Source organism: Pseudaeromonas aegiceratis (assembly GCF_046254905.1).
In the GTDB taxonomy this organism is placed as follows: Bacteria; Pseudomonadota; Gammaproteobacteria; order Enterobacterales; family Aeromonadaceae; genus Pseudaeromonas; species Pseudaeromonas aegiceratis.
On record NZ_CP158016.1, the window covers coordinates 2,256,724 to 2,276,194 of the forward strand.

At 64.6% G+C, this 19,471-nt stretch carries 20 protein-coding genes and 1 other RNA gene; 15 read left to right on the top strand and 6 right to left on the bottom strand.

Translation table 11 applies throughout. The features are described from left to right. Window positions 1–12 precede the first annotated feature (12 nt). The 3 genes from mnmA to purB are packed head-to-tail and all read left to right on the top strand — an operon-like array spanning window position 13 to window position 3,140. Entirely contained in the window at window positions 13–1,125 is a 1,113-nt protein-coding gene (gene mnmA, locus ABHF91_RS10625; protein ID WP_409420267.1) for a tRNA 2-thiouridine(34) synthase MnmA, read from the top strand. Further along, window positions 1,125–1,745, top strand: coding sequence for a high frequency lysogenization protein HflD (gene hflD, locus ABHF91_RS10630; RefSeq protein ID WP_409420268.1), 621 nt, complete (start codon window positions 1,125–1,127; stop codon window positions 1,743–1,745). The genes mnmA and hflD overlap by 1 nt, the downstream gene beginning before the upstream one ends. 24 nt (window positions 1,746–1,769) lie before the next feature. Further along, window positions 1,770–3,140 carry an adenylosuccinate lyase gene (purB, locus tag ABHF91_RS10635; RefSeq protein WP_409420269.1) on the top strand — a complete coding sequence of 457 codons (1,371 nt, stop codon included), beginning with the start codon at window positions 1,770–1,772 and terminating at the stop codon, window positions 3,138–3,140. A gap of 74 nt (window positions 3,141–3,214) precedes the next feature. On the opposite strand, the gene ABHF91_RS10640 is transcribed toward purB, so the two are convergent. Both ABHF91_RS10640 and pdxH read right to left on the bottom strand, forming a co-directional pair. Then, a complete protein-coding gene (locus ABHF91_RS10640) occupies window positions 3,215–3,667 on the bottom strand; it encodes a GNAT family N-acetyltransferase (protein WP_409420270.1) in 453 nt (150 codons plus the stop codon). 61 nt (window positions 3,668–3,728) lie between these two features. Next, window positions 3,729–4,376, bottom strand: coding sequence for a pyridoxamine 5'-phosphate oxidase (gene pdxH / locus ABHF91_RS10645; protein ID WP_409420271.1), 648 nt, complete (start codon window positions 4,374–4,376; stop codon window positions 3,729–3,731). A 150-nt stretch (window positions 4,377–4,526) separates the two neighbouring features. Between pdxH and ABHF91_RS10650 the strand changes: the two genes are divergently transcribed. After that, the gene (locus ABHF91_RS10650) at window positions 4,527–5,738 is read left to right on the top strand and encodes an RsmB/NOP family class I SAM-dependent RNA methyltransferase (RefSeq protein ID WP_409420272.1); all 1,212 of its coding nucleotides are present in this window, start codon (window positions 4,527–4,529) and stop codon (window positions 5,736–5,738) included. Between the two features lie 346 nt (window positions 5,739–6,084). Beyond that, window positions 6,085–6,420 (top strand): outer membrane protein assembly factor BamE, encoded by a 336-nt coding sequence (locus tag ABHF91_RS10655; RefSeq protein WP_409420273.1) that lies wholly within the window; start codon window positions 6,085–6,087, stop codon window positions 6,418–6,420. A gap of 84 nt (window positions 6,421–6,504) precedes the next feature. On the opposite strand, the gene ABHF91_RS10660 is transcribed toward ABHF91_RS10655, so the two are convergent. Beyond that, window positions 6,505–6,801, bottom strand: a complete 297-nt coding sequence (locus ABHF91_RS10660; RefSeq protein ID WP_409420274.1) for an RnfH family protein — start codon at window positions 6,799–6,801, stop codon at window positions 6,505–6,507. Next, window positions 6,791–7,228 carry a type II toxin-antitoxin system RatA family toxin gene (locus ABHF91_RS10665; RefSeq protein WP_409420275.1) on the bottom strand — a complete coding sequence of 146 codons (438 nt, stop codon included), beginning with the start codon at window positions 7,226–7,228 and terminating at the stop codon, window positions 6,791–6,793. The genes ABHF91_RS10660 and ABHF91_RS10665 overlap by 11 nt, the downstream gene beginning before the upstream one ends. A gap of 133 nt (window positions 7,229–7,361) precedes the next feature. On the opposite strand from ABHF91_RS10665, the gene smpB reads away from it, so the two are divergent. Together smpB and ssrA are read left to right on the top strand one after the other, a co-directional pair. Beyond that, complete coding sequence (gene smpB / locus ABHF91_RS10670; RefSeq protein ID WP_409420276.1) at window positions 7,362–7,847, top strand: SsrA-binding protein SmpB; 486 nt, start codon at window positions 7,362–7,364, stop codon at window positions 7,845–7,847. A gap of 44 nt (window positions 7,848–7,891) precedes the next feature. Further along, window positions 7,892–8,251: a transfer-messenger RNA gene (gene ssrA / locus ABHF91_RS10675) on the top strand. A 48-nt stretch (window positions 8,252–8,299) separates the two neighbouring features. Here the strand turns inward: ssrA and ABHF91_RS10680 are convergent. Beyond that, a complete protein-coding gene (locus tag ABHF91_RS10680; protein ID WP_409420277.1) occupies window positions 8,300–9,292 on the bottom strand; it encodes an HAD family hydrolase in 993 nt (330 codons plus the stop codon). Window positions 9,293–9,643: 351 nt separating this feature from the next. Here ABHF91_RS10680 and ABHF91_RS10685 point away from each other — a divergent pair, with 351 nt between their 5' ends. The 8 genes from ABHF91_RS10685 to ABHF91_RS10720 all read left to right on the top strand — a co-directional run bounded on the left by ABHF91_RS10685 (window position 9,644) and on the right by ABHF91_RS10720 (window position 18,945). Next, the gene (locus ABHF91_RS10685; RefSeq protein ID WP_409420278.1) at window positions 9,644–11,185 is read left to right on the top strand and encodes an arylsulfatase; all 1,542 of its coding nucleotides are present in this window, start codon (window positions 9,644–9,646) and stop codon (window positions 11,183–11,185) included. Between the two features lie 61 nt (window positions 11,186–11,246). Further along, entirely contained in the window at window positions 11,247–12,548 is a 1,302-nt protein-coding gene (locus ABHF91_RS10690; protein WP_409420279.1) for an anaerobic sulfatase maturase, read from the top strand. 21 nt (window positions 12,549–12,569) lie between these two features. Next, a complete protein-coding gene (locus ABHF91_RS10695) occupies window positions 12,570–13,559 on the top strand; it encodes an AAA family ATPase (protein WP_409420280.1) in 990 nt (329 codons plus the stop codon). 4 nt (window positions 13,560–13,563) lie between these two features. Then, on the top strand, window positions 13,564–14,493 hold the full coding sequence (locus tag ABHF91_RS10700) for a DUF58 domain-containing protein (protein WP_409420281.1): 930 nt from the start codon (window positions 13,564–13,566) through the stop codon (window positions 14,491–14,493). Further along, window positions 14,490–15,002, top strand: coding sequence for a DUF4381 family protein (locus tag ABHF91_RS10705; protein ID WP_409420282.1), 513 nt, complete (start codon window positions 14,490–14,492; stop codon window positions 15,000–15,002). Before ABHF91_RS10700 ends, ABHF91_RS10705 begins: the two co-directional genes overlap by 4 nt. Next, on the top strand, window positions 14,999–16,000 hold the full coding sequence (locus tag ABHF91_RS10710; protein WP_409420283.1) for a vWA domain-containing protein: 1,002 nt from the start codon (window positions 14,999–15,001) through the stop codon (window positions 15,998–16,000). The genes ABHF91_RS10705 and ABHF91_RS10710 overlap by 4 nt, the downstream gene beginning before the upstream one ends. Then, window positions 15,990–17,666, top strand: coding sequence for a VWA domain-containing protein (locus ABHF91_RS10715; RefSeq protein WP_409420284.1), 1,677 nt, complete (start codon window positions 15,990–15,992; stop codon window positions 17,664–17,666). The genes ABHF91_RS10710 and ABHF91_RS10715 overlap by 11 nt, the downstream gene beginning before the upstream one ends. Beyond that, window positions 17,653–18,945 (top strand): hypothetical protein, encoded by a 1,293-nt coding sequence (locus tag ABHF91_RS10720; RefSeq protein ID WP_409420285.1) that lies wholly within the window; start codon window positions 17,653–17,655, stop codon window positions 18,943–18,945. Before ABHF91_RS10715 ends, ABHF91_RS10720 begins: the two co-directional genes overlap by 14 nt. On the opposite strand, the gene yciA is transcribed toward ABHF91_RS10720, so the two are convergent. Next, a complete protein-coding gene (yciA, locus tag ABHF91_RS10725; protein ID WP_409420286.1) occupies window positions 18,942–19,394 on the bottom strand; it encodes an acyl-CoA thioester hydrolase YciA in 453 nt (150 codons plus the stop codon). The two genes, ABHF91_RS10720 and yciA, sit on opposite strands and share 4 nt — an antisense overlap. Between the last annotated feature and the right edge of the window lie 77 nt (window positions 19,395–19,471).

The window sequence follows — 19,471 nt, forward strand, 5'->3', positions numbered from 1 at the left end:
AGCACGCTTCCTATGACAGACAACAGCCACATCAAGGTCATCGTCGGCATGTCCGGCGGGGTCGATTCCTCCGTGTCCGCCTACCTGCTGCAACAGCAGGGTTATCAGGTAGAGGGCCTGTTCATGAAGAACTGGGAGGAGGATGACGGCGAGGATTACTGCACGGCGGCAGCCGATCTGGCCGATGCCCAGGCGGTCTGCGACAAGCTGGGCATTCCCCTGCACACCATCAACTTTGCTGCCGAGTACTGGGATCAGGTATTCGAACACTTCCTGGCCGAATATCAGGCCGGGCGCACCCCGAACCCGGACATCCTGTGCAACAAGGAGATCAAGTTCAAGGCCTTCTTGGAGTTTGCCGCCGAGGAGCTGGGCGCCCATTACATCGCCACCGGCCACTATGTGCGGCGGGATGACAGCACCGGCACCCCGCGCCTGCTGCGCGGCCTGGATGGCAACAAGGACCAGAGCTACTTCCTCTATACCCTGAGCCACCAGCAGGTGGGCCAGAGCCTGTTCCCGGTGGGTGAGCTGGAAAAACCCGCCGTGCGCCAGATTGCCGAACGGCTGGAACTGGTCACCGCCAAGAAGAAGGACAGCACGGGGATCTGCTTCATCGGCGAGCGCAAGTTTCGCGAGTTCCTGGCCCGCTACCTGCCGGCGCAGCCCGGCCCCATCGAGACGGTGGATGGGCAGATCATCGGCGAGCACCAGGGACTCATGTACCATACACTGGGCCAGCGCAAGGGGCTGGGTATCGGCGGGCGCAAGGATTCTGACGACAATCCCTGGTACGTGGTGGACAAGGACATGGCGCGCAACACCCTGATCGTGGCGCAAGGCCATGACCATCCGCGGCTGTACTCCGATGGCCTGCTGGCCAGCCAGCTGCACTGGGTCGATCGCCAGCCCATCACGGCCCCCTTCGACTGTACCGTGAAGACCCGCTACCGCCAGCAGGACATCCCCTGCCGGGTGGAGCCCCTGGATCAGGACCGCATCCGCGTCACCTTCGCCAGCCCGCAAGCCGCCGTCACCCCCGGCCAGTCGGCCGTGTTCTACCAAAGCGAGGTCTGCCTGGGCGGTGGCGTTATCGAGCAAAGCTTCAAGTTGCAGGAGTCATGATGAGCAACGTGCAAACCCAACGCGCCATGGCCTTCGCCGGCATCTGCCAGGTGGCCTATCTGGTACAACAGGTCGCCCGTCAGGGCCAGTGTGACGACGACGGCCTGCGCCAGGCGCTGGCCAGCATACTGGTGACCGATCCGGATCGCCCCGAGGCGGTGTTCGGCGACCATCCCGATCTGAAGGACGGCTACCAGACGCTGATCGGTCAGCTGGGCAGCGGCGAGCGCAAGGATCCCGAACTGACCCGCTACATGGTGAGCCTGGTGGCCCTGGAGCGAAAGCTCTCCGCCCGCAAGGAGATGCTCTCCATGCTGGGTGAGCGCATCACCCAGGTCAAACGCCAATGCCACCACTTCGAGCTGCTGGACGAGCCGGTGCTGGCCAACCTGGCCAGCATCTACAGCGAGATCATCAGCCCCCTGGGGCCGCGGATCCAGGTGGCCGGCACCCCCATGTTCCTGCAACAGCCTGTGGTGCAGCACAAGGTGCGCGCCCTGCTGCTGGCAGGCATCCGGGCCTGCGTGCTGTGGCGCCAGCTCGGTGGCCGTCGCCGCCACATCCTCTTTGCCCGTCGCGGCCTGGTGGAAACCGCCCGCAACGCGCTCAATCGACACTAACCCCTTACTTTCAGGAGTCTATCCATGGAATTGTCAGCCCTGACTGCAGTTTCTCCCATCGATGGTCGTTACGGCGACAAATGCACCGCCCTGCGGCCCATTTTCTCCGAATTCGGCCTGCTGCGCTTTCGCGTCGAGGTAGAGGTTCGCTGGCTGCAACACCTGGCCCGTCATGCCGGCATTCCGGAAGTGCCAGCCTTCTCGGCCGAGGCCGATGCACAGCTGGATGCCATCGTCGCCAACTTCAGCGAGGCCGATGCCGCCCGCATCAAGGCCATTGAGCGCACCACCAACCACGACGTCAAGGCGGTGGAGTACTTCCTCAAAGAAAAGGTGGCCGACAGTGCCGAGCTCCAGGCGGTGAGTGAGTTCATCCACTTCGCCTGTACCTCAGAGGACATCAATAACAACTCCCACGGCCTGATGCTCAAGACAGCCCGGGAAGAGGTGATCCTGCCGGTCTGCCAAAAACTGGTGGCCGAAGTAAAACGTTTGGCTCACCAGTACCGTGACATTCCCATGCTCTCCCGCACCCACGGCCAGCCCGCCTCCCCCACCACCCTGGGCAAGGAGATGGCCAACGTGGCCTATCGGCTGGAGCGGCAGGTCAAGCAGATCGCCGCCGTGGAGATCCTCGGCAAGATCAACGGTGCCGTGGGCAACTACAATGCCCACATCAGCGCCTACCCGAACGTGGACTGGCATGCCTTCTCCGAGCAGTTTGTCACCAGCCTGGGGCTGACCTGGAACCCCTACACCACCCAGATCGAACCCCACGACTACATCGCCGAGCTGTTTGACGCCATCGCCCGCTTCAACACCATCCTCATCGACTTCGATCGGGACATCTGGGGTTACATCTGCCTGGGTCACTTCAAGCAGCGCACCGTGGCAGGGGAAATCGGCTCCTCCACCATGCCCCACAAGGTCAACCCCATCGACTTCGAAAACTCCGAAGGCAACCTGGGCCTGGCCAACGCCCTGTTTGACCACCTGGCCGCCAAGCTGCCTATCAGCCGCTGGCAGCGGGATCTCACCGACAGTACCGTGCTGCGCAACCTGGGGGTCGCCGTGGGTTACTCCCTGATCGCCTACCAGGCCAGCCTGAAGGGCATCTCCAAGCTGGAGGCCAACGAAGCCAACATGGCCGCGGATCTGAACAGCAACTGGGAAGTGCTGGCCGAGCCCATCCAGACGGTGATGCGCCGCTATGGCATTGAAAAGCCTTACGAGAAGTTGAAGGAGCTGACCCGCGGCCGCCGGGTGGATGCCGATGGCATGCGCCAGTTCATCGACACCCTGGCCCTGCCGGACGAGGTGAAGGCCGAACTGAAGCAGCTGACCCCGGCCAACTATATCGGCCGCGCAGTTGGCCTGGTGGACGATCTGAAATAAGCTCAGCCCCTCTCGGCAAGATGCAAAAAGCGAGGCCCAAGGGCCTCGCTTTTTTATGCAAACGGCTGCGCGCGTCAATGCAGTATATGGGGCGCCTCCCGGCACAGCTCGGGATTGAAGATCTCCAGCCAGTGCTCCGGATGGGCCGGGGCATTGAAGCCATGGCGCCGGTACAGCTCATGCACCTGGGGATCCGAGAGCAGCACCCGCTGCAGCCCCTGCAGATCCGGGTGTGACAGCACGGTGGCGATCAACCACTCACCCAGGGCGGGCTCCTCCAACTCGGGATCCAGCCATACCTCGGCGAGATAGGCAAAGGTTGCCTTGTCCGTCACCACCCGGGCGAAGCCCAGCTGGGCGTCGTCCCGATAGAGGCCGAAGCACAGGCTGCCGGCGATGGCCTTATCCACCAGGGCCGACGAGACATCCTTGCTCCAATAGTGCTGTCGTAACAGCTCATGGATCAGCTCCCGCTGCAGGCGAGAAGGCTCCGTGCTGATCCGATAGTCATAGCGTTGCCATTCCATCTTGCTGCCTCCGCCATCAGTGTCGCTCCCTGAGTGTAGAGCCTGGCCAGGCAGCCTGCGACTAGGGTGCCAGCCGGTCGATATGCCAGGCCTCGGTGCCTTCACCCAACCGGGTATAGAGGAAGCGATCGTGCAGACGATGGGCCCCGCCCTGCCAGAACTCCACCGAATCGAAACGCACCCGGTAACCGCCCCAGAAGCTGGGCAGCGGCACCTCGCCGTTGGCGAATTTCTGCTTCATCTCCATGAACTTGGCCTCCAGCAGACCACGGGCGGAGATCCGGCTGGACTGACGGCTGACCCAGGCGGCGATCTGGCTGTCCTTGGGGCGGGAGTGGAAGTACTTCACCACCTCCAGGCTGGTGAGGGGCTCGGCCACCCCGGTGACATGCACCTGCCGCTCCAGGGTATGCCAGGGGAACAGCAAACTGACCTTGGCATTGCCGGCGATCTGCTGGGCCTTGCGGCTGCCCAGGTTGGTGTAAAACACGAAACCCTGCTTGTCATAGTGCTTGAGCAGCACGATGCGCTGAAAGGGTTGGCCGCTGGCATCCACGGTGGCCACGCTCATGGCGGTGGGGTCTGACAGCTGCGCCTCACAGGCCTGCTTGAGCCAACGCTCGAACAGGGCGATGGGTTCCACCGGCAACTCCTCCCGGTGCAGACCGCCCTTGATATACTCCCGGCGCAAGTCGGCAATATCCAACATCCTTTCGTCCTCCCTAGCCAATATCAGCTGGGCAGTGTGCGCCAAGGCCGCAGCCCTGACAAGGCCAGGGGCAAGAAAGCCGGCATCACAAGTTGCCAGTCCCCTTGCCAACGCCTATCATCACGCGGTTTTTCTGACCGGGTAACCAGCATGATCAAGATCTCACTCACTCCCTGGCAGGCCGAGCGGGCCGTCACCATCATCGACGACGTTCTGACCCAGGGCGCCACCCTGGATCGGGCCTACGCCCGGGAATTCTCCAGTTTCAAGATGGGGCCCGGCGAGCAGGCTCGCATCGCCACCCTGGTGGGGGATCTGCTGCGCCGCCTGAGCCTCTATTGCCATCTGGCGGACGTGCCGCTGTCTGAGGCCGCCACCGCCGGCTGGGGCCTGATCTGCGTCTGGCATCAGTTCCACGATCTGCCGCTGCCCAGCCACCCCACCGCCGATCGCTTCAATCTCAAGGCCTTCGAGACCCGCCGCGCCCAGGCCAAGGGCGACCCCATGCTCTGGGACGGCTGCCCGGAGTGGCTCGAGGCCCTGGGCCAGGCGCAGCTGGGCAGACGGTGGCCCGCCGAGCGCCATGCCCTGACGCTGGCCCCCAAGCGTTACCTGCGGGTCAACCGCCTCAAATGCGAGCCGCAGCAGCTGATGGACAAGCTGGCCCGGGAACATATCCAGACCCGTCCGCTGGCCGACCGGCCCGACACCCTGGAGGTACTCTCCGATGGCGCCCTGTTCCGCACCGAGAGCTTCAAGGAGGGCTGGTTCGAGCAGCAGGATGCCGGCTCCCAACAGATAGCGCCCTTCCTGGGGGTCGCGCCCGGCATGCGGGTGATCGATGCCTGTGCCGGCGCCGGCGGCAAGACCCTGCACCTGGCCGCCCTGATGGCCGGCAAGGGCCGGCTGCTGGCCATGGATGTGGAGGAGTGGAAGCTGGAAAACCTGCGCCAGCGGGCCCGCCGTGCCGGTGCCCACAACGTGGAAGCCCGCCTCATCAGCTCCAGCAAGACCATCAAGCGCCTCAAGGAGAGCGCCGATCGCCTGCTGCTGGACGTGCCCTGCTCGGGCCTGGGGGTATTGAAGCGCAATCCGGATGCCAAGTGGCGGGACACCGCCGAGCGGCTGCCCATCCTGATGGCACTGCAGGCGGACATCCTCAGCCGTTACAGCCGCATGGTCAAACCCGGTGGCGAGCTGGTGTACGCCACCTGCAGCCTGCTGCCCTGCGAAAACCAGGAACAGGTGGCCCGCTTCCTGGCCGCCGACAGCGGCTTTAGCCTGCTGGCCGAGCAGACGGTCAGCCCGGCGGCCAGCGGCTATGACGGCTTCTACATGGCCCGGCTGCGCCGGGAGGGCTGATCCCCCGGCACACACATGCAGCGCTCGGCAACTGGGCGGAGCGCTGCGTCACCTGGCCCAGCCGCAACAGACCGGCCTAGCCAGCCCCCTCCCCGCTGGCGCGGGCATTAACGTCCCCTCGCCCTCCGCCCCCGGCACACGCCTGCCACGTCGATAGATAGGGGCCAGCCTGGGCTGGAAGCCTAATTCCGCGGCCCTGCCCCTGCCCATCGCCCCGCCGTTCGCCCGCCGGCCGGTGTCATAGTCTGTTAGCCAGACCCGGCTTGCCACCTCTGGCCCTTTTACATCCGCGCCGTTCCCGCTATCATCAAGCCCACTTTTTTAGCCGAGCATACAGAAGCATTCTATGGGCAAATCCACCCTGGCCTGTGCGGCCCTTCTCTCCAGCCTGCTGCTCAACAGCGGCTGTGTGTACAAGATTGATATCCCTCAGGGCAATTATGTCGAGCAAAAGCAGGTGGATCAGCTGCGCGCCGGCATGACCCAGGAACAGGTGGAATACGTGCTGGGCGCCCCCCTGATGGTGGACAGCTTCGATCCCCAGGTGTGGAACTATCTCTACTATCTGCGTCAGGGCAACGGCGATCTGGATCGCAAGCTGCTGAGCCTGCACTTCACCCAGGGCAAGCTGGACAAGCTCTCCGGCGACTTCAAGGCCCCGCAGTTCAACCAGCCGCTCTGACCCCACGCCTGTGCGCAGGCACGACAAAGCAAGAAGCCCTCGTAATGAGGGCTTCTTCGTCTGCGCTTACCGCCGGTTGGATAATTATTTGCCGGGCTTGGCGGCCTGCTCGGCCCGCAGGCGGCGCAGCTCCTTGGGATCGGCCAGCAGCGGCCGATAGATCTCGATGCGCTCGCCACCCTGCAGTGACTCATCCAGCGGAATGACCCGGCTATAGCTGCCAATCTTGCAGTGCGCCAGGTCAATCTCGGGGTAACGGGCCAGGATGCCGGATGCGTCTATGGCCTGGCGGGCCGTCATGCCAGCGGTAAACGGCACTCGCAGCAGGGTCTGCTTCTGCGGCAGGGCGTACACCACCTCCACCTGGGTCTTATCGGACACCGTACACCTCCTTGGCGCGCTGACAGAAGGCCTTGACCATGGCCCCGGCCAGCTCGCGGAAAATGGCCCCAAAGGCCGTCTCAATCAGCCGGGAGCTGAACTCAAACTCCAGACTCAACGCCACCTTGCAGGCCGCCTCATCCAGCGGTGTGAAGTGCCAAACGCCGTGCAGCCGGCGAAACGGTCCCTCCACCAGCTCCATCAGGATTTCCCGCCCCGGCACCAGGGTATTTTTCGTGGTGAACTGCTTGTTGATGCCCGCCTTGGCCACGGACACCTCGGCCACCATGGTCAGCTCAGACTGGCTGATGACCCGGCTGGCCACGCAACCGGGCAAAAACTGCGGGTAGGCCACCACGTCGTTGACCAGCGCATACATCTCCTCGGCGCTGTACATCACGAGTGCGCTACGGTGTAACTGAGCCATGGCTCCTCCTGTAATGACAGGGGGCCGATTCTAGCACTTGGCCCGGCAAAATCTCACCCCCAGCCCCACCCTTTCGCCAAACGGGTACAGCCCGTATAATGGCCCGCTTGACAAAACGGGAGACAAGAACCGCATGGTGAAGAAGAACGGCAAGGGCGGCAGCACATCCAGCACCATAGCCCTGAACAAGAAAGCCCGTCACGAATACTTTATCGAAGACAAGTACGAATGCGGCCTGGAGCTGCAGGGCTGGGAAGTCAAATCCCTGCGGGCCGGCAAGGCCAACCTCGGCGACAGCTATGTGCTGGTGCAAAACGGTCAGGTCTACCTGTTCGGCACCAACATCACGCCGCTGCACCTGGCCTCCAGCCATGTGGTGTGCGACCCCACCCGCATCCGCAAGCTGCTGATGCACAAGAGTCAGATCGAACGGCTGATCGGCCTGGTGGAACGCCAGGGCTACACCCTGATCCCCCTGGCCCTGTACTGGAAGGGCCCCTGGGTCAAGGCCGAGATCGGCCTGGCCAAGGGCAAGAAGGAACACGACAAGCGCCAGGATCTCAAGGAGCGGGAGTGGCAGCGGGACAAGGACCGCATGATGAAGAACAAGGCCCGCTAGGCTGGACAACGCAAAAAACTGTAGTAATATACAGGTAACACCATGGGGCTGATTCAGGATTCGACGGGACACTCGAAACCCAAGGTGCATGCCGAGGTGCGGTAGGCCTCGTTAACAAACCGCAAAAAAATAGTCGCAAACGACGAAAACTACGCACTGGCAGCTTAATAACCTGCGCAGAGCCCTTCTCCCCTAGCTTGCCTATGTGCTAGGGAATTGGAAGGTCACCCTTCATAGGATCGCGTGGAAGCCTTGCCTGGGGTGGAAGCGTTAAAACCAATCAGGCTAGTCTGTCGATGGCGTGTCGCTCCGCAGTCGGCCGGCGAATGTAAAGAGTGACTAAGCATGTAGTACTGAGGATGTAGGTTTTTCGGACGGGGGTTCAACTCCCCCCAGCTCCACCACCTTCTAAGGCCCTGAGCAATCAGGGCCTTTTTTTTATGTGCCACAAATTAGGGCGCGAACACCTGTTTCCAGTCCCGCTGCATATCCACCACCACCCAACCCTGCTTGGGCGCGGCGGCCAGGGCGGTCACCAGGGTGCCGCTGGCGGGTGGTTTGGTATCGTAGGCATATTCCCGTGCCGCATCCGTATGGTGGACGATGAGCCCAAATGCCGGGTGTGGATTGCCCTGGGTGCTGTACTCCAGCATGGCCTGATCACCGTCGCTGTTACCGAAGCAGGCGATGGGACGCCGGCCGATAAACTGATGAATGGCCACGGGCTTGCCCTCCTTGTCATCCACGTAGAGCTGCTCCAGGGTCTTCACCAGCACGGGGCCAGCGGGACGCCGCTCGAAGCGCGTTAGGCTATTGGAGCCGATCACCTGCTCCGGCACTATGCCGTAGACAGATTCGGCAAAGACCCGCATAAAATCGGCCCCGCCGCCGGAGACGATATAGGTCTTGAAGCCCTGCTCCCGCAGGTACTGCAACAACTCCAGCATGGGTTGATAAGCCAGCTGCACATAAGGCCGATTGAAGCGCGGATGCTTGGCCGTGGCCAGCCAGGTACGCACCCGGGCGGCAAATTCGTCGGTGGTCATGCCCGCATGGGTCAAGGCCAGCAAATGCAGCAAGCCCTCATGATGGGGGCCGGCCATCAGGCTGGCCAGATCGCCGGAGAGCGCCGCCTGCACCATGGGATCCTGCTTCAATTCCGGCTTCTGCTGCACCTGAACTTTTAGCTCATCCAGGGCAAAGGTCAGCTGGAAGGGCACAGGCACCTCGGGCCACAGGGTGCCGTCGTTGTCGAACACGGCGATCCGCTCCGGCACAGGCACAAAATCCGGTGAACCCGCCTGAGTCACCTTGGCCACATAGGCCAGGATCGCCTGCTTGGGGGTCGTATCCTGCCAGGATGGCAGGGCGTCCGCCGCCCAGGCCAGGCTCTGGCCCAGCAATAGCAGGCCCGTCAGCCAACGAATCATCTTGATCTCTTTCATCCTGATGCTCTCCGTTTGAGTTTTATCACTGAACACCGGCGATACCGCCTGTCATCCGCCGGACATGCAACTGGGTTAGCCATAGACGATGGCTGACGCTTGTCAGCCAAGTCCATGAAAATACGTGACGCATCACTAGCCAAATCTGGGTGCCAAGGTGTATTTTCAATCAGATTCGAATGCTTCTCACAATACGAATCTGCACATCCAAACGCGCAAAGTAAAGAGCACCGCCGGGTTGTTGGTTGTCCGTCGATGCGTTTTTTTCCAGACCCTTTTTTACGTCGTAGCAGTAACAGAAGACGGCGGTGCCCACACCGCCTACAGCGATTGCCAGACAAGGAGAGAATCATGGGGAAAAAAACCGGCTTAGGCCCAATCACGACACTGACCCTCAACGCCTGCACCCTGGCGTTGGCCGCCGCGTCCATGACGGCGCAGGCGGCCGAGCAAAAACCCAATATCGTGGTGATTTTTGGCGATGATGTGGGTTACTGGAACCTCAGCACCTACAACCAGGGGATGATGCAATATCAGACTCCGAACATCGACAGCATCGCCGCCGAAGGGGCTAAGTTTACCGACTACTACGCCCAGCAAAGTTCCACCGCCGGGCGCTCCGCCTTTATCACGGGGCAGATGCCGGTGCGTACCGGCCTCTCCAAGGTGGGACTGCCCGGCGCAGCTGTGGGGATTAGCGACAAGGATCCCACCATCGCCACCATGCTGAAGGCCCTGGGCTACGCCACCGGCCAGTTCGGTAAGAACCACCTGGGCGATCGGGATGAATACCTGCCCACCGCCCACGGCTTTGACGAGTTCTTCGGTAACCTGTATCACCTGAACGCCGAAGAAGAGCCGGAAAACGAGGACTACCCGACGGATCCTGAGTTCCTCAAGCAATTCGGCCCTCGTGGCGTACTCAAGTCCTATGCCGATGGCAAGGTGGAGAACACCGGCGCCCTCACCCGCAAGCGCATGGAAACCGTCGATAACGAATTCCTGGCCGCCGCCGATGATTTCATGACGCGCCAGGTCAAGGCCAAGAAGCCCTTCTTCGCCTGGGTCAACACCACCCGCATGCATAACCACACCCATGTGGGCCCCGACTATCGCGGCAAGAGCGGCCAGGGTGAGTACGCCGACGGCATGCTGGAACACGACAACCAGGTGGCCCATGTTCTTAAGAAAATCAAGGAGTTGGGAATCGAAGAGAACACCATCGTGATCTACACCACCGACAATGGCCCCATGACGACGACATGGCCTGATGCCGGCATAACCCCCTTCCGCAGTGAGAAGAACACCGGCTGGGAAGGCGGCTTCCGGGTACCGGCCATGATCAAGTGGCCTGGCCACATCAAGCCAGGGACCGTCATCAACGACATGTTCGCCGGCGAGGACTGGTTCCCCACCCTGGTGGGCTGGGCCGGCAATCCCAAGGCCAAGGATGAGCTGCTCAAAGGCACCACGGTGCAGGGCAAGTCCTACAAGGTGCATCTGGATGGCTATGATCAGAGCGATCTGCTGACCGGCAAGGGCCCGGGCAAGCGTGAGAACTTCTTCTACTGGAGCGACGATGGCGATCTGCTGGCCATGCGCCATGGCCGCTGGAAGTTCCATTTCATGATCCAGGAACATGAAACAGGTTTCGACATCTGGCAAAAACCCTTCACCCCACTGCGGGTTCCATTGCTGGTGGACCTGTACAACGACCCCTTTGAACGTGGTGTTAACTCCATGAGTTACAACGACTGGATGTACGATCGCATCTTCCTGGTCTCAGGCATAGCTCAGCCCGAGACCGCCAAGATGCTGGCCACCTTCAAGGAGTTTCCGCCGCGCTTCAAGCCGGCCAGCTTCACGGTGGACGCCAGCACCCTGGGTCAATAAGCCAACATCGTAGTTTGGGAGCCGGCGTAAGCCGGCTCCCGTGTTGCCAACAGGAGGGCCGATGAAAAAAACCTTCGCCAACGACACCACCCAGATGCCACTCATCCCCCTGGCTACCGCCCAGAAGGATACCCGAGCCCAACCGAGCTACCAGCGCCGCTTCCACGTGATGGCCAAACCCGGTGGCTCCCAGTGCAACATCGACTGTCAATATTGCTTTTATCTGCACAAGGAACAGCTGCTGCACCAGCCCAAGCAGCCTCGCATGGACGAGGCCACCCTGGCGCAGTTCATCAAGAGCTATATCGAGAGTCAGGATGGTCCCGAGGTGGTCTTCTCCTGGCAGGGAGGCGAGCCCACCCTGCTGGGGCTGGACTATTACCGCCAGGTGGTGGCCCTGCAGCGACAATACTGTCCTCCGGGCGTCACCATCCAAAATGATCTGCAGACCAACGGCCTGCTGCTGAACGACGACTGGTGCCGCTTCTTGAAAGAAGAAAACTTCCTGGTAGGCCTGTCCATCGACGGCCCCCGGGAGCTGCACGATCACTACCGGGTCACCCGCAGCGGCAAACCGACCTTCGATCGGGTCATGGCCGCCGCCGACTGCCTCAAGCGGCACGGCGTGCCCTTCAACGCCCTGACGGTGGTCAACCGGCTCAACGCCCAGCAACCCCTGGCCGTCTACCGCTTTCTGACCCGGGAGCTGGGGGCCACCTACATCCAATTCACCCCCTGCGTGGAGCCCAAGGTCTATCAAAGCACGGCGCCGCAGTTCTGGACGCCCCAGCAGATGCCGGCGCTGGGCTCGCCGCAAAGCAAGCCGGGCCACCCCATGTCGGTGGTCACCGACTGGTCGGTGGATCCCGATGACTGGGGACACTTCCTCACCGTCGTGTTCGAGGAGTGGGTTAACAACGACCTGGGCCGGGTGCTGGTGAACCTGTTTGAAACTGCGGTGGCCCAGACCCTGGGCCAGCCATCCCAGCTGTGCGTCACCGCCGAATTCTGCGGCAAGGGACTGGCCATCGAGCACGACGGCGCCGTCTATTCCTGCGATCACTATGTCTACCCCGAATATCGGGTCGGCCGGATCCAGGACCACCCCCTCAACGAGATGGTGTTCTCCACCCGCCAGCTGGCCTTTGGCATGGCCAAGCGCGACAGCCTGCCGGCCTATTGCCGCGCCTGTCCGCACCTCAAGCTGTGTTGGGGCGAATGTCCGAAGAACCGGCTGCTCACCACCCCGGACGGTGAGCCTGGGCTCAACTACCTGTGCAGCGGACTGCGGCACTTCTTCGACGAGGTGGCGCCCATGCTGACGGGCATCGCCGTGTTATTGCGCCAGGGCCAACCGCGTTAATCACCTCAAAGGCACGCCAACATGAATCCATCCCATCAGGCCATGCAACAGCTGCTTTCCCACCTCAAAGGAAGCGTCATAGGTCAAACCCAGGTGGCACAGGGTATCGTCATCGGCCTGCTGGCCGGCGGTCATGTGCTGCTGGAGGGGCTGCCCGGCACCGCCAAGACCCGGGCGGTCAAGGCCCTGGCCCAGGGGCTGGGCGCCAGCTTCGGCCGGGTGCAGTTCACCCCGGATCTGCTGCCCTCGGACGTCACCGGCACCGATCTCTACCAGGAGAGCCCCGACGGCAAGCCGCAGCTGACCTTCCAGCCCGGCCCAGTGTTCAACCAGATACTGCTGGCGGACGAGATCAACCGGGCGCCGGCCAAGGTCCAGGCCGCCCTGCTGGAGGCCATGGCCGAGGGGGCCGTCACCGTGGGCGGCATCAGCCGTCCCCTGCCCCAACCCTTCATCGTGCTGGCCACCCAGAACCCCATCGAGCAGGAGGGCACCTATCCGCTGCCCGAGGCCCAGATCGACCGCTTCATGCTGAAGATCACCATCGACTATCCCCAGGAGGCCGACGAGCTGGCGGTGGTGCGGCTGGTGCGCGGCGAAGAGGCCGGCGCCCAGGCCCAGCAAGCGGGCGCGGCCCCCTTGCCACAGCTGGATCCCGCCCTGGTGCTGGAGGCCCGGGCCCAGATCGCCCAGGTGCAGGTCTCCGAGCTGGTGGATCGCTACCTGGTGAACCTGGTGATGGCCACCCGGGATCCCGCCCGCTATCCCCAGACGCCCCTGGCTCAGTGGCTGGAGGTGGGGGTCAGCCCGCGGGCCACCATAGCCCTGGATCGTTGCGCCCGGACAGCGGCCTGGCTGGCCGGCCGGGATCATGTCACCCCGGATGACGTGCGGGCCGTGGTGCGCCCTGTGCTGGAGCATCGCCTGACCCTGGGCTACGGCGCCGCCGCCGATGGTGTCTCCCGGGCCCAGGTGATCCAGACCCTGCTGGATCAGGTGTTGATTGGGTGACGCCATGGGACAGACACAGGACCCTCGCCTCTACTGCAGCTACCGACAACTGGTCGCCCTGCGGGCCCAGGAGCCGCTTTACCAGCTGCCGCCGGTGGCCCGGCTGCGGGAGCTGATCAGCGGCCGTCACGTCTCCCACCTGCGGGGACGCGGCCTCAACTTCGAGGAGCTGCGCCACTATCGGCCCGGGGATGACATCCGTCAGCTGGACTGGCGGGTCACCCTGCGCACCGGCAAGCCCCACGTCCGCGTCTATACCGAGGAGAAGGACCACCACGTGCTGATCTGCGTGGACCAGCGCGCCAACATGTTTTTCGCCTCGGTGGACACCATGAAGTCGGTGGTGGCCGCCCAGGTGGCGGCCCTGCTGGGCTGGGCCGTGATCCGGCACAGCGACCGACTGGCCCTGTGCCCCTACAACGATGCCGAGGTGTTCATCAACACCCCGGTACGCAGCGCCGGCGGCTACCTGCGCCAATTACAGCAACTGGCCGAGGTCAACCAGGCCCTCAGCGTACATTCCCAGCCGGGCAGCCACTCCCAGCTCGGCCTGCTGCTGGATCGCCTGCTGCAGCGGCGAGAGCGGGATGCCCTCATCGTCCTCGTCAGCGACTTTCACCAATGCGACGAGGCCGAAATCGCCAAGCTGCAGCAGCTGCAGCGCCACTGCCGCCTGCTCTGCCTCTGGGTGGCCGATCCGCTGGAATGGGAGGTGCAGCAGGCCGACTGGATCATCTCCGACGGTACCCGCCAGCTGCAGCTGGCCGGCGGCCAGACCCTGGCGGCGGCCAATGCCCGGCTGGCGGAGCAGACCCAGGCACGTCGCCAGCAGTTGCAACGCCTGATGCAGCAGAGCCAGCTGCCCCTGCTGGAGCTGGATACCGGCGGCCAGCACCTGGCCCAACTGCGCCGCGCCCTGGGAGCCGGCCTATGAAGCCCTCCCCCCCAGACTGGTCCCTGCTCAAGGAGATGGTCGACGTGGCGCCCCTGCCGGCCGTCGGCTGGTGGCCCCAGACCCTGGGCTGGCAACTGCTGGCCGCCCTGCTGCTGTTGGGGGGGCTGGCCCTGGCCATCCAGGCCCTGCGCCGTCACCGCTTCTATCGCTACCGGCGCCAGGCCCTGGCTCAGCTGGCCAGGCTGGAGCCCAGGCAGGCCAACTTCGCCTCCCAGCTGTTTTTGCTGCTGAAGCATACCGCCAGTCGGGTGCAGCCGGCCCTGGCCCCCCGGCTGGATGCGGGTCTGTTGGCCGAGCTGGACTCCCTGGCGGGACAGCAGGGCCAGTTCGACTCACGGCTGGGCCGCCGCTGGCTGCAGAGCCTGATCGATCCCGGCTGCACCTTGAGCCGGGCCCAGTGCCTGCAGCTACAGGGCCTCACCCAGCTCTGGTTGCAACAACATCAGCATCCCCAAGCCCCCCGGCTCCTGCCAGGAGGCCGGCGATGAACCTGACCCTGCAAGCCCCCTACTGGCTGTTGCTGCTACCCCTGCCCTGGCTCATCTACCGCCTGGTACCGGCCTTCAGCACCCGGCAAAGCGCCATCAAGGTGCCCTTCTTCGACAGCCTGCTGTCGGCCCTGGACATCCAGCCCACCCAGGGGGCCACCGTCTTGCAGCCGGCCCGCTGGCAACGGTTCAACCTGCTGCTGGCCTGGCTGCTCACCTGCCTGGCCTTGAGCGATCCCCTCTACCTGGCGCCGCCCCAGCTGCGGGAGCAGGCGGGACGGGATCTGATGGTGGTGGTGGATCTGTCCGGTTCCATGGAAACCCCCGACTTCACCACGGCGACGGGGCAACACCTGAGCCGGCTGGCCGCCGTCAAGGCGGTGCTGCATGATTTCGCGGCCAAGCGAGCCGGCGACCGGCTCGGGCTCATCCTGTTTGCCGATGCCGCCTTCGTCCAGTCCCCCTTCACCGCCGACCACGCGGCCTGGCTCGCCCTGCTGGACGAGGCCCAGGTGCCCATGGCGGGGCAGAATACCCATCTGGGGGATGCCATGGGGCTGGCGGTCAAGCTGCTGAGCGAGCCGGATCAGGCCGAGCGCCGGGACAAGCTGGCCATCATACTGACCGATGGCAATGACACCGACAGCCTGGTGCCCCCCAAGGAGGCGGCCCGGCTGGCCAAGGCCCGCGGGGTGCGGTTTCACCTGGTGGCCATGGGGGACCCCCACACCACGGGCGAGCAGGCGCTGGATCTGAACACACTGCAGGCGGTGGCCGAAACCACGGGTGGGCAGCTGTTTGTCGCCATGGATCAGCAGGCCCTGGCCCAGGCCTATGACAGCATCAACGCCCTGGAGCCCAAGGTCTACCAGAGCGAGCGCTACCAGCCCAAGTATCCCCTGTTCCCCTACCTGATGATGGCGGTGCTGCTCATGCACCTGCTGGCCTTCAGCCTGGCCCGCTGGCAGCGCCAGCGCAGGAGGTCCCATGCTGGATGAGTCCCTGGCCCTGCTGGCCCGCTTTCACTTCCTGCGCCCCTGGTGGCTGCTGGCCCTGCTGCCCCTGGGAGCCCTGCTGTACGGCCAATGGCGGGATCTGCAGCAACAGGCCCAGTGGCAGCGCCGACTGCCGCCCCATCTGCGCACCGCCCTGACGGTGGGACAGCACAGCTGGCAACGCTATGCCCCCCTACTGGCCCTGACCCTGATCGGCCTGCTCACCACCCTGGTGGTCGCCGGCCCCACCTGGCGGCGGGCCCCCTCGCCCTTCAGCGCCGATCAGGCGGCCCTCATGGTGCTGCTGGACACCAGCGATGCCATGCAGGAGAAGGACGTGCCGCCGGATCGCCTGCAACGGGCCAAGCAGAAGATCCAGGATCTGCTGGCCCTGCGGGCCGGTGGCCAGACGGGACTCATCGCCTACGCCGGCAGCGCCCACCTCACCATGCCCCTGACCCGGGACACGGCAGTGTTCGCCCCCCTGCTCAATGCCCTGGGGCCGAGTGTCATGCCCAGGCCCGGCCAAGACAGCAGCCAGGTGCTGCCCCTGCTGCCGCCCCTGCTGCCCCAGTCCGGCCCGCCCCTGAGCCTGCTGCTGCTGACCAACGACGTGGATCCGGCCCAGCTGGATGCCTGGCAATCGTTCTGCGAGGCGCACCCGGTCGGCCTGCTGATCCTGCCCATGGGGGATAGCCGGCGGCCCAGCGATCTGCCCCTGCAACGGGCCCATCTGCAGGCCCTGGCCGACCGCTGCCGGGGCCGCCTGCACGATCTGACCCTGGATGAGAGTGACATGCGTTGGGTCAAGGCCCAGGTGGAGTCCATGGCGGAGCTGGATCCCAACAATCGGCAACCCTGGCAGGAGATGGGCCATGGCCTGTTGCTGCCTATCATGCTGCTGATGCTGTTGTGGTTCCGCCGTGGCTGGCTGGTGCAGTGGGCCCTGCTGGGTCTGCTGTTGCCCGGCCTGCTGCTAAGCCCTCCCGCCCAGGCCGAGCCCCAGCGGCACCTGGCGGCCGGCGTCACCACAGACACCCCCACGGCCATCGACTGGCCCACCCGGCTGAAAAACGGCTGGCTGGATCTGTGGCTCACCGCCGATCAGCAGGGTCAGTGGTACTGGCGGCAGGGCGACTATCTGACGGCGGCCGAGCATTACCGGGATCCCAGACGCAAGGCCATCGCCTACTACTACGCCGGCCAATACGCCAGCGCCCAGCGGCTGTTTGCCCGCTTCGACGATCCGCTGATGCGCCTGTATCACGCCAATGCCCAGGCCCGCCAGCGCCAGTATGTGGCAGCCCGGGCCAGCCTGCAGGCCCTGCTCAAGGCGCAGCCGGACTATGCCCCGGCGCGGCACAACCTCCAGCAGATCCAGGCCCTCATCGAGGAGATAAACCGACAGACCGAAAGCCAGGCCGGCGGGGAGAACGCCATGGAGCGCTCCAGCGAGCTGGGCGAGGCGCCCCAGACCAGCGACGGGGTGCAAGAGCAGGTGGCCCGGGAGAGCCTGATCCAAGAGACGCTGGATGCCGACAGCCTGCTGACGGATCCCGCCCTGGTGGACAAGTGGCTCAAGCGGGTACAGCAGCGCCCGGAGAGCTTCCTGCGGGCCAAGTTCGCCATCCAGCTGCGCCAACAGGAGGACGCTCATGTCTCGCCCTAGGCGCATCCTGAGTCCGACCGGCGTCGTCTATGCCCTGCTGGGGCTGTGGCTGGGTCTGTGGACGGCACTGGCGTCGGCCGCCCAGGCGGCGCCCCAGGTCAGCCTGCAAAGCTGGCTGAGTCGCGGTGACGAGAAGAGCCCGGCCCTGGTGACGGTCAACGAGCCCCTGATGCTGCATATCGACGTGGCCACCGACCGCTGGTTTGCCGCCGCCACCCAGGTGGACGAGCTGGCGGTGACCCACCTGCTGAGTCCACGGCAGAAGCTGTCGGCCTACAACTATGCCAAGGCCCGGCAGGGTCAGAGCTGGTCCCATCAGCGCTGGGATCTGCCGCTGTTTGCCACCAAGGCCGGCCACTATCGCCTGCCGGCCCTGGCGGTGCAGGTTCAGGTGGCCTCGGACCAGGGCCCCAAGCGGGTGACGCTGCACACCGAGCCCCTGGCCTTTGATGCCCAGCTGCCCCCCCTCGACGACAGCCAGCCCTGGCTGGTGGCACCGGCCGCCCAGCTGAGCCAGGCATGGCAACTGAGCCAGGAGAGTCTCCAGGTAGGTGACAGCATACGCCGGCAGATCAGCCTGCAGGCCGATGACACCCTGGCCCTGCTGCTGCCCCCGCTGCTCACCGCGCCGCCGGATGCCCAATACAGCGCCTACCCCGACCCCAGCCAGTTTGACGATAGCAACGACCGCGGCACCCTCAAGGCCCGACGGCAGGAGCAGATCACCTATGTGTTGCAGCAAGGCGGCCCCTTGCGGCTGCCCCCCATCCGGCTGCAGTGGTGGAACAGTCAGACCGGTCAGCTGGAGACCCTGACCCTGCCGGGGAGGACGCTGCAGGTACGCCACACCCTGCGCAGCTGGCTCAAGGCCTGGGGACCCGGGTTGCTGGCGATGGCGCTGGTGTTGGTGGGACTCTGGTGGCTGCGGACGCCGCTAAGACGCTGGGGGCGCACTCAGCTGGCCCGGCCCGGCTGCGCCTTGCTCGGCGCCTGCTGGCAGCGCGCGTGGCCCCGCTGCCGCCAGCTCATCTATCAACGCCTGTGGCAGCGGCAGGGCCTCAACAGCCTGCAGGCCTGGGATCCCTCGCCGGCCTGGCGGGCCAGGGTGGCCCGCCTGCACAGCGAGGCGGTGGACGTGCGCACCGTGCTGGCCTGCTGGCGCGCCCTGGGCCGGCCCAGGTGTGGTCAGCAGCCTGAGGCCGCCCCACCGCTGTTTGACCCCCATCCCGGGGACGAGGTGAGCCAGCCCGCGCGCCAGTCGAAGGGCACCGGCGCCTAACGGCAGGCCGGCGAGCCGTCCGCCTGCTGGGCCAGGGCCGCCTGCAGCTCTGGGTTGTTCTCTCGGGGAATGGCACGCGGGCGCCCGTCTGGATCCACCGCCACATAAGTCAGCACCGCCTCGGTCACCCGGTAGCGGTCGCCGATGGGCTCCCGCGCCACCAGCTTGACCCACACCTCCAGATGCACCTTGAGGGAGCTGCGGCCCACGTGGGTGCAGCGACCGTAGCAACAGACCACATCCCCCACCGCCACCGGCCGGTGAAAAGTCATGCCGTCCACGGCGATGGTGACCACACGGCCACGGGCCAACTCCTTGGCCAGGATGGCACCGCCCATGTCCATCTGGGACATGAGCCAGCCGCCGAAGATGTCGCCGCTGGGATTGGTATCGGCGGGCATGGCCAGGGTGCGCAGCAAGAGGGCGCCCTCGGGGCGTTCTGCAGACATGGGGACTCCAAACAACTGTTATGGAAAAGTGAAATGCTACCACGGCGGCCAGGGCCCAGGACAAGGGGAAGCAGGCG

Coding starts and splice junctions, on each gene's coding strand:
- purB (WP_409420269.1), top strand. CDS start 1,770: ATGGAATTGTCAGCCCTGACTGCAGTTTCTCCCATCGATGGTCGTTAC.
- ABHF91_RS10710 (WP_409420283.1), top strand. CDS start 14,999: ATGAACCTGACCCTGCAAGCCCCCTACTGGCTGTTGCTGCTACCCCTG.
- ABHF91_RS10690 (WP_409420279.1), top strand. CDS start 11,247: ATGAAAAAAACCTTCGCCAACGACACCACCCAGATGCCACTCATCCCC.
- ABHF91_RS10680 (WP_409420277.1), bottom strand. CDS start 9,292: ATGAAAGAGATCAAGATGATTCGTTGGCTGACGGGCCTGCTATTGCTG.
- ABHF91_RS10695 (WP_409420280.1), top strand. CDS start 12,570: ATGAATCCATCCCATCAGGCCATGCAACAGCTGCTTTCCCACCTCAAA.
- pdxH (WP_409420271.1), bottom strand. CDS start 4,376: ATGTTGGATATTGCCGACTTGCGCCGGGAGTATATCAAGGGCGGTCTG.
- ABHF91_RS10715 (WP_409420284.1), top strand. CDS start 15,990: ATGCTGGATGAGTCCCTGGCCCTGCTGGCCCGCTTTCACTTCCTGCGC.
- ABHF91_RS10705 (WP_409420282.1), top strand. CDS start 14,490: ATGAAGCCCTCCCCCCCAGACTGGTCCCTGCTCAAGGAGATGGTCGAC.
- ABHF91_RS10655 (WP_409420273.1), top strand. CDS start 6,085: ATGGGCAAATCCACCCTGGCCTGTGCGGCCCTTCTCTCCAGCCTGCTG.
- ABHF91_RS10720 (WP_409420285.1), top strand. CDS start 17,653: ATGTCTCGCCCTAGGCGCATCCTGAGTCCGACCGGCGTCGTCTATGCC.
- ABHF91_RS10650 (WP_409420272.1), top strand. CDS start 4,527: ATGATCAAGATCTCACTCACTCCCTGGCAGGCCGAGCGGGCCGTCACC.
- yciA (WP_409420286.1), bottom strand. CDS start 19,394: ATGTCTGCAGAACGCCCCGAGGGCGCCCTCTTGCTGCGCACCCTGGCC.
- smpB (WP_409420276.1), top strand. CDS start 7,362: ATGGTGAAGAAGAACGGCAAGGGCGGCAGCACATCCAGCACCATAGCC.
- ABHF91_RS10640 (WP_409420270.1), bottom strand. CDS start 3,667: ATGGAATGGCAACGCTATGACTATCGGATCAGCACGGAGCCTTCTCGC.
- hflD (WP_409420268.1), top strand. CDS start 1,125: ATGAGCAACGTGCAAACCCAACGCGCCATGGCCTTCGCCGGCATCTGC.
- ABHF91_RS10685 (WP_409420278.1), top strand. CDS start 9,644: ATGGGGAAAAAAACCGGCTTAGGCCCAATCACGACACTGACCCTCAAC.
- ABHF91_RS10665 (WP_409420275.1), bottom strand. CDS start 7,228: ATGGCTCAGTTACACCGTAGCGCACTCGTGATGTACAGCGCCGAGGAG.
- mnmA (WP_409420267.1), top strand. CDS start 13: ATGACAGACAACAGCCACATCAAGGTCATCGTCGGCATGTCCGGCGGG.
- ABHF91_RS10700 (WP_409420281.1), top strand. CDS start 13,564: ATGGGACAGACACAGGACCCTCGCCTCTACTGCAGCTACCGACAACTG.